General features: G+C 73.9%; 7 protein-coding genes and 1 pseudogene. All 8 read right to left on the reverse strand.

Features of this window, described 5'->3' with window-relative positions:
* Positions 1-993 (reverse strand): glycosyltransferase family 4 protein (locus tag ACWEVO_RS23930; protein WP_452309755.1); only part of this gene is annotated, 993 nt, incomplete at its 3' end.
* A gap of 69 nt (positions 994-1,062) precedes the next feature.
* A complete protein-coding gene (locus tag ACWEVO_RS23935) occupies positions 1,063-1,731 on the reverse strand; it encodes a BON domain-containing protein (RefSeq protein ID WP_452309756.1) in 669 nt (222 codons plus the stop codon).
* Positions 1,732-1,894: 163 nt separating this feature from the next.
* A complete protein-coding gene (locus ACWEVO_RS23940) occupies positions 1,895-3,409 on the reverse strand; it encodes a trypsin-like peptidase domain-containing protein (protein ID WP_452309757.1) in 1,515 nt (504 codons plus the stop codon).
* Positions 3,410-3,472: 63 nt separating this feature from the next.
* Positions 3,473-5,026 (reverse strand): HAMP domain-containing sensor histidine kinase, encoded by a 1,554-nt coding sequence (locus tag ACWEVO_RS23945; protein WP_452309758.1) that lies wholly within the window; start codon positions 5,024-5,026, stop codon positions 3,473-3,475.
* Entirely contained in the window at positions 5,023-5,724 is a 702-nt protein-coding gene (locus ACWEVO_RS23950) for a response regulator transcription factor (protein ID WP_046571468.1), read from the reverse strand. Before ACWEVO_RS23950 ends, ACWEVO_RS23945 begins: the two co-directional genes overlap by 4 nt.
* Positions 5,725-5,797: 73 nt before the next feature.
* Positions 5,798-6,415, reverse strand: coding sequence for a PadR family transcriptional regulator (locus ACWEVO_RS23955; RefSeq protein WP_452309759.1), 618 nt, complete (start codon positions 6,413-6,415; stop codon positions 5,798-5,800).
* Complete coding sequence (locus ACWEVO_RS23960; RefSeq protein WP_452309760.1) at positions 6,412-7,248, reverse strand: DUF4097 family beta strand repeat-containing protein; 837 nt, start codon at positions 7,246-7,248, stop codon at positions 6,412-6,414. The genes ACWEVO_RS23955 and ACWEVO_RS23960 overlap by 4 nt, the downstream gene beginning before the upstream one ends.
* A 110-nt stretch (positions 7,249-7,358) precedes the next feature.
* Positions 7,359-7,556 (reverse strand): annotated as a pseudogene (locus ACWEVO_RS23965) (hypothetical protein); the annotation flags it as partial.

Genomic DNA, 7,556 nt, shown 5'->3' on the forward strand with positions numbered 1-7,556 from the left:
GGCCACGCCGGCGGCCGGGTCCAGATCGGCCGCGCGGCGCAGCGCCGCGGGCAGCTCCTCGGGCCGGTCGCAGACCAGCCCGGTCAACCCGGGCCGGACCAGCTCCGGCACGGCCCCCCGGCGCAGCGCGACCACCGGCGTGCCGGTGGCCATCGCCTCGACCATCACCATGCCGAACGGTTCCTCCCACTGGATCGGCATGATCAGGCAGCGGGCGTCCAGCAGCAGCCGCAGGGTCCCCTCCCGGTCGGCGTTCAGCACCAGGGTGACGTCCTCGTCCAGCATCGGCTCGACCACCTGCGCGAGGTAGCGGCGTTCGGCGGGCTCGTTGCACTTCCCGGCGAGGGTGAGCGGCAGGCCGGCCGCCCGGCAGGCCCGGATCGCCAGGTCCGGGCCCTTGTCGGGGCTGAACCGGGCGAGCCAGAGCACCGGCCCCCGGCCGGGGCCACGCTTGCGCGGGAAGTCGCGCAACGGCATGGCGTTGTGCACGGTGCCGACCCACGGCAGGTCCGGATTCGCCCGGCGCTGCGCGTGCGAGATGGCGACCAGGCCCACCCCCTGGTCGGTGTCGCTGAGCACCGTGCCGTACTCCCCCACCGGGTTGCCGTGCACGGTGGCGACGGTGGGGACCCGGCGCCGGCCGGCCACCATCGGGCCGATGGTGGTGTGGTCGTGCACGATGTCGAAGTCGGCGGGATCGACCAGGCGGTTGACGTGCGCCAGGTGGGCCAGCTCGGGCAGCGACTCGCCCAGCCGGTCGTACTGGAGGTCGGCGCAGGTGGAGACGAAGTCGGCGGCGGTGCCGTGCTCGCGGCCCGCGCCGAAGACCGTCACCGCGTGACCGTGGTCGACCAGGGTGTCCACCAGGCCGGCCACCACCTGCTCCAGGCCGCCGTAGCCGGGGGGCGGCACCGACAGCCAGGGCGGCGCCACCATCGCGATCCGCAGCGGGCGGGCCCGCAGGCGCTCCGACGGCAGGTGGTTCACGGCCACGAGTCCTCCCCGACGTACCTGATCGGCCACGCATTCCCGGCCCGGTAGGCGGCAAACGAGCCACCCCGCTCAGCCGGTGACCACGATCCGGTCGTGCACCTCGCGTACGCCGGGCGTGGCCCAGGCGGCCCGTTCCGCCTCCTCCCGCTGCCACCACGAGCGGACCGCTCCGCCGAGCACCACGGTGTCGCCGCTGACCTGGACGTCGATCCGTTCCGTGCCGGTCCGCCGGAACAGCACCCGGGCCAGGTCACGGCGGTTCTGCTCGTCGCTGGGCGGGGCGGGCGGTCGCACCTCGATCAGGTTGGTGACGCCGCGTACGCCGCGCAGCCGGCGCAGCTCCCGCTCGGCGGTACGCCGCTGGAAGCCGTACTCGACCTCGCCGCGGAGCATCACCCACCCGTCTGCGACCGTCACGTCGAGCCGCTCGGCGGGGACGAAGCTGTCCCACTCCAGCGCCCGGCTGGCCGCGATGGCGATGTCGGCGTCGGTGCGCTCCTCGGCCAGGGGCAGGCGTACCTCGAGGTCGCTGGCGACGGCGCGGACCCCCCGTACCCGGTGGGCGCAGCGTTCGGCGGCCCAGCGCCGGGCGTAGCTGTCCACCTGGCCGGTCAGCGTCACCACGCCGCCGGCGACGGTCACGCCGATCTCGGCCGGCCGGGTCTGCGCGTCCCAGTCCAGCTCGGCGAGCACGTCCCGCTGGATCTCCGGATCGGTGCGGCCGGCGGCGATGGTCATGGCGTCCCCTCCCGTGCGGTTCCCGGTCCGACGAGCGTCCCGCGGGAGGGGGTGAGCCGGGCTCACCCGGAGCGGGTGAGACGCGAAAACGGGCGGCGGGTGACGGAACCAACCCCCTTGGCTCCGTCACCCGCCGCCCAGGAGGAGGAGGGTCTGTTGTCGGTCAGGACGTCTCGGCGAGCGTCACGGTTGCCGTCTCGGTGGAACCGTTCCGCTTGAACTCCACCTGGACCCGGTCACCGACCTTGCCCGACTGGACGGCGCCCACCAGGTCGTTGGAGTCGTTGATCACCTTGTCGCCGAACTTGGTGATCACGTCGCCCCGCTGGAGACCGGCCTTCTCGGCCGCGCTGCCCGGGGTGACGGCGGCGATCATCGCGCCACCGTCCTCGGCGGCGTTCACGCTGACCCCGAGGGAGGGGTGGCTGATCTTCTCGCCGCGCTGGAGCTTCTCGGCGACGTCCTTGGCCTTGTTGCTCGGGATGGCGAAGCCGACGCCGATGTTGCCGTTGCTGCCCTGCCCGGCCGTGGCGATCGCGGTGTTGATGCCGATCACCTCGCCCCGGGTGTTGACCAGCGCGCCGCCGGAGTTGCCCGGGTTGATCGGGGCGTCGGTCTGCAGCAGGCCGGAGATGGAGCTGGCGCCCTGCTGCGGGTTCTGCTGCTGGCCGCCCTCGCCCGCCTGGATGGTGCGGTCGCGGGCGCTGAGGATGCCGGCGGTCACCGAGCCCTGCAAGCCGAGCGGGCTGCCCAGCGCGAGCACCTGGTCGCCGACCTGCATGGCGTCGCTGTCGCCGAACTTGGCCGCCTTCAGGCCGCTCACCCCGCTGGCCTTGACCACGCCGAGGTCGGTCTTCGGGTCGGTGCCGACGATCTTGGCCTGGGCCGTCTTGCCGTCGGCGAAGACCACCTTCACGGTGTCGCCGGTGGCGGAGGCGACCACGTGGTTGTTGGTCAGCACGTACCCGTCGGCGCTGAGGATCACCCCGGAGCCCTCACCGCTGTCCGTCATGATCGTGACGATGCTGTCCTGGACGGCCGCCGCGATCTTCGGCAGGTCGGCGCTGTTGATCACCGGGGCCGCCGAGTAGGTACGGGTGACGGTGGTGTGCCCACCCACGGCGAGCGCGAGGGCGCCGCCGGCCACGCCGGAGCCCAGCATCAGCGCCAGCGCCAAGGCGCCCGCGCCGACGAACTTCCCGGCCCGGCTCGGCCGGGGCGGCTGGTGCTGCGGAGCCCACGGCGGGACCGGCTGGCCGACCTGGTGCGGCTGCGCGCCCGGGTACGGGTGCTGTGGCTGGTACGGCGGCACCGGCCCGCCGTGCGGCTGGTAGCCACCCTGGTGCGCCCAGCCGCTCTGCTGCTGGCCCCCGTACCAGGACTGCTGCGGCTGGTACGGCGGGGCGGACGGGGTCACCGGCGGCGGCGCGTACGGGCTGCCGGGGTGGGTCGGTGTGGCGTCGGCCGGAGCGGGGGTTCCGGCGGCCGGGGAGTCGGCCGGAACCGGCGCGGCGGCCGGGGTGGTGCGGGTCTCCGGCTGCCCGTCCGCGGTGCGGGGCAGCGGGGCGGTGGAGTCCGACTGCCCGTCTCCGGTGCGGGGCAGCTCGGCGGTGGGGTGCGACGGCTCGGCGTCGGCGGGAGCCGGCGTCCGCTGCGGGTCGGTCTCGTGGTCGGTCATGTCCCTTACCTTGCCCCCTGGCACTGTCACCAGCCTGGAACGTGCCTGAAGGTTTTCTGAAAGTCACTCCCCGGACTCGGGGCCCTCCGGCAGCAGCGGCAGCTTGACCCGGAAGGTCGCCCCGCCGCCCGGCGTCTCGGCCACCTCCACGGTGCCGTGGTGGGCGGAGACCAGCGCGGCGACGATGGCCAGGCCGAGCCCGGTGCTGGTCGGCCCGCCGGCCCGACGGGTCCGGGCGGCGTCCACCCGATAGAACCGCTCGAAGACCCGCTCGGCCTGCTCCGGGGTGAGCCCCGGGCCGGTGTCCGCGACCTCCACCACGGCCAGCTTGCCCGGTTCCACCCGCAGCCGCAGGGTCACCGCGGCCTCGGGCGGGGTGTGGGTGAGCGCGTTGGTCATCAGGTTGCCGATCACCTGCCGCAGCCGGGCGTCGTCGCCGAGCACCACCAGCGGGCCGGCACCGGCTTCGATCTCCAGCTCGATCCGGCGCTCCGGGTCGACCGCCCGGGCCGCCTGGACCGCGTCGGAGGCGAGCACCGGCAGCTCGACCGGGGCCAGCGCGATCGGCCGTTCCCGGTCCATCCGGGCCAGCAGCAGCAGGTCCTCGACCAGCAGCCCCATCCGGGCCGCCTCGTCCTCGATCCGGCGCAGCAGGCCGGCGGTCTGCTCCGGCTGCCGCGCCGCGCCCTGCCGGTAGAGCTCCGCGAACCCCCGAATGGTGGTCAGCGGGGTGCGCAGCTCGTGCGAGGCGTCCGCGATGAACTGGCGCATCCGCTCCTCGGAGCGGCGGGCCCGCGCCTCGGACGCCTGCGCCGCCGCCGCGGCGTCCCGGGCGCTGACCTCCGCGCTGCGGGCCGCCGCCTCGGACGCCGCCCGGGCGGTGAAGGCCGCCTCGATCTGGGCGAGCATCGCGTTCAGCGCCCGCGACAGCCGGCCCAGCTCGGAGGTCGGGCAGGCCCGGCCCTCCTCCGGGTCGGGCACCCGCCGGCTCAGGTCGCCGCCGGCGATGGCCGCCGCGGTCCGCTCGATCTCCACGAGCGGCTTGAGACTGGTACGCACGATGCCCGCCCCCACCGAGGCGAGGATGATCAGCACCGCCCCGCCGACCAGCAGGTCGATCCAGATCAGCTGCTTGACGGACTGGTCGACGGCGGTGAGGTGCTGCCCGAAGGCGATGACCCGACCGTCGCCGAGATCGGCGTAGTACATGCGCCAACGGGTCCGGCCGTCCACCGAGCGGGTGGTGAACGGCTCACCCACCTTCGCCCGGTAGCCGGCGTAGTCGGCGGGGAAGCGTGGCAGCTCCTGGTCGGCCAGGCCCTGGTAGCGGGTGGGCTGATCCACCGCCTGGCCGGGCACCGCCTGGGCGGCCACGTAGTCGGACGGGATGTTGACCTTGATCGGGCCGCCGGCCTGCGCCAGCGTCTGGGCGACGTTGGCCACCCCGCCGCGGAGCTGGTCGTCGACCTGGCCGATCAGGTAGTTGCGCAGCAGGAACGCGGTCAACCCGCTGATCACCACGAGTGCCGCCGCCACCAGGGCGAGGACCGAGGCGACCAGCTTGACCCGCAGCGGGACGGTGCGCAGCCAGCCCTTCGCGTCGTCGAGGGCGTTCACGCCGCCGGCTTGCGCAGCACGTACCCGACCCCACGCAGGGTGTGGATCAGCCGTGGCTGGGTGTTGTCGACCTTGCGCCGCAGGTAGGAGATGTACGACTCGACGATGTTGTCGTCACCCCGGAAGTCGTAGTTCCAGACGTGGTCCAGAATCTGCGCCTTCGACAGCACCCGGTTGGCGTTGAGCATCAGGTAGCGCAGCAGCTTGAACTCGGTCGGCGAGAGCTGCACCCGCTGGCCGGCCCGGTGCACCTCGTGCGTCTCCTCGTCCAGCTCCAGGTCGGCGAAGGTGAGCCGGGAGGGCGCGTGCTCGCCGGTGGCGGTGCGCCGCAGCACCGCCCGGATCCGGGCAGTCAACTCCTCCAGGCTGAACGGCTTGGTGACGTAGTCGTCCCCGCCGAGGGTCAGCCCACGGATCTTGTCGTCGGTGGCGTCCCGGGCGGTCAGGAAGACCACCGGGGTACGCGTACCACCCTCGCGGAGCATCCGGATGACCTCGAAACCGTCGAGGTCGGGCAGCATCACGTCGAGGACGACCAGGTCCGGCCGGTGGTCCTTGGCGGCGTTCAGCGCCGCGCTGCCGCTGGTCGCGGTGGCGACGTCGAACCCCGCGAAGCGCAGGCTCGCGGAGAGCAGCTCGAGGATGTTCGGGTCGTCCTCGACGACGAGCAGTCGCGCCTCGGTCTGGGTAGCCACCATGGCACCCATCATCCGCGCTCTGGCTGCGGTCGCGCTGGGTGGATCCTGGAAACAACCTGTGAGCCGGGCCGGCTCAGCGCAGCAGCCGGCGCAGCCCCTCCAGCGCGCCGTCGAGCAGCCGGATCGCGGTACGCAGCTGGGTCTCGGTGAGCCGGCCGGCGCGGACCAGCGCGCCGACCTCGACGGTGAACGCGGCGAGCCGCTGGTCGAACTCGGCGAGCAGGGGCGACTCGGCCGGCCCGGTCCGGGCGCCGTTGGCGGCGGGCCGGGCCGGTGGCGGCTCCCAGCGGGTCCGGCGGGTCTGCCGGGCCGCCTCGCGCAGCTCCCGCTTCAGGTCGCGGACGGAGCCGCGTACCTCGGTCTGGATCTCCCCGGCCAGGGCGGACAGGTCCGCCACGGAGGCGGCGATGTCGGACTCCAGGGTGGCCAGCTCGTCGGCGCGCTGCCGCAGCTCGGCCCGGCCGGCCTCGGTGATCTCGTACACCTTGCGGCCGCCGGCGGCGGTGTGGGTGACCAGACCCTCGGCCTCCAGCCGCTGGAGCCGGGGGTAGATGGTGCCGGCGCTGGGCGCGTACAGGCCGAGGAAGCGGTCCTCCAGCAGCCGGATCAGCTCGTAGCCGTGCTTCGGGCCGTCGTCGAGGAGCTTGAGCAGGTAGAGCCGGAGCCGCCCGTGACTGAACACGGCGGTCACGGCAACTCCTCCACATCGTCGTCGTCCTCGACGGGCCGGGCCAGCAGCGCGATGCTGCCGGAGGTCGCGGACGCGGAGAGCTTACCCGCGCCCGCGCCGAGCACGCCGTGGCTGTCCTTCATCGGGCCGAACCCGGATCGGGCGGTGACCTGCGGGAAGCCGCTGGTGATCCGGCCCGACGTGGTGTTGAGGTGCACGGCGAGGTCGCTGTCCTCGCGGACCCGGACGGTGATCCCGCCGGAGATGGTGGTGAGCCGGATGTCGCTGCCCCGGGGGTTGTCCAGGTCGCAGGTGATGGCGCCGGAGACGGTGGTGGCGCGGACCCGTTCGGGCGCGCTGTCGGCGAGGATCAACTCACCGGAGACGGTGTCCAGGGTCAGGTCACCACCGACACCGAGCGCCTCCACCGGCCCGGAGACCAGCTTGGCGACGGTCCGGCCGCGCAGCCCCATCAGGGTGACCTGGCCGGAGGTGACGTCGACCGTGGTGTCCCGGCGCAGGCCGGAGACGACCAGCGCGCCGTCCACCAGGTGCAGGTCGGCCAGCACGTCGGCCGGTACGGCGATGGACACCTCGGCCCGGAACCGGCGGCCGAGCTGCCCGAGCCACCAGAGGACCCCCGGCCAGCGCGGTGGCCGGCGGTGCCGGACGGTCAGCCGGCCGTCGTGGTGCTCGACGAGGACCGGCCGGCGGCTGACCCGGGTGACGTCGACCCGGGCGGGGCCTTCGGTGCCGACCACGTTGAGCCGGCCGCTGATCATCCGGACGTCCAGCCGGGTGACCGGGCCGTCCAGGGTGAGCTGCTGCGGGCTGTCGACCGTCCAGCTGGGCATGGCGTCCTCCCCTCGGTGACGTACCGACCCACGGCACGTCGAGCGATGGGAGGAGCGTAACGCGATACATCGCGACTGAACAAGACTGTCGCGACTGTGTCGCGTTTCGGTCAGGCGGCCAGACCCAGCTCCACCTCCGTGCCGATGGTCACCGCCTCGCCGGCCGGCACGGCGGTGTGCCGGCGATCGGCCGCGCGGGGCGGCGTGAGGTGGACGGCCGACTCGGCGGCCCGGGCCAACACCCGCCGGTCCGCCCCGGCGGCCGGGTGCAGCGCGCCGGCCACCCGCACCGACACGGTCAGCTCCCC

This window comes from Micromonospora sp. NPDC003776, from assembly GCF_053605645.1.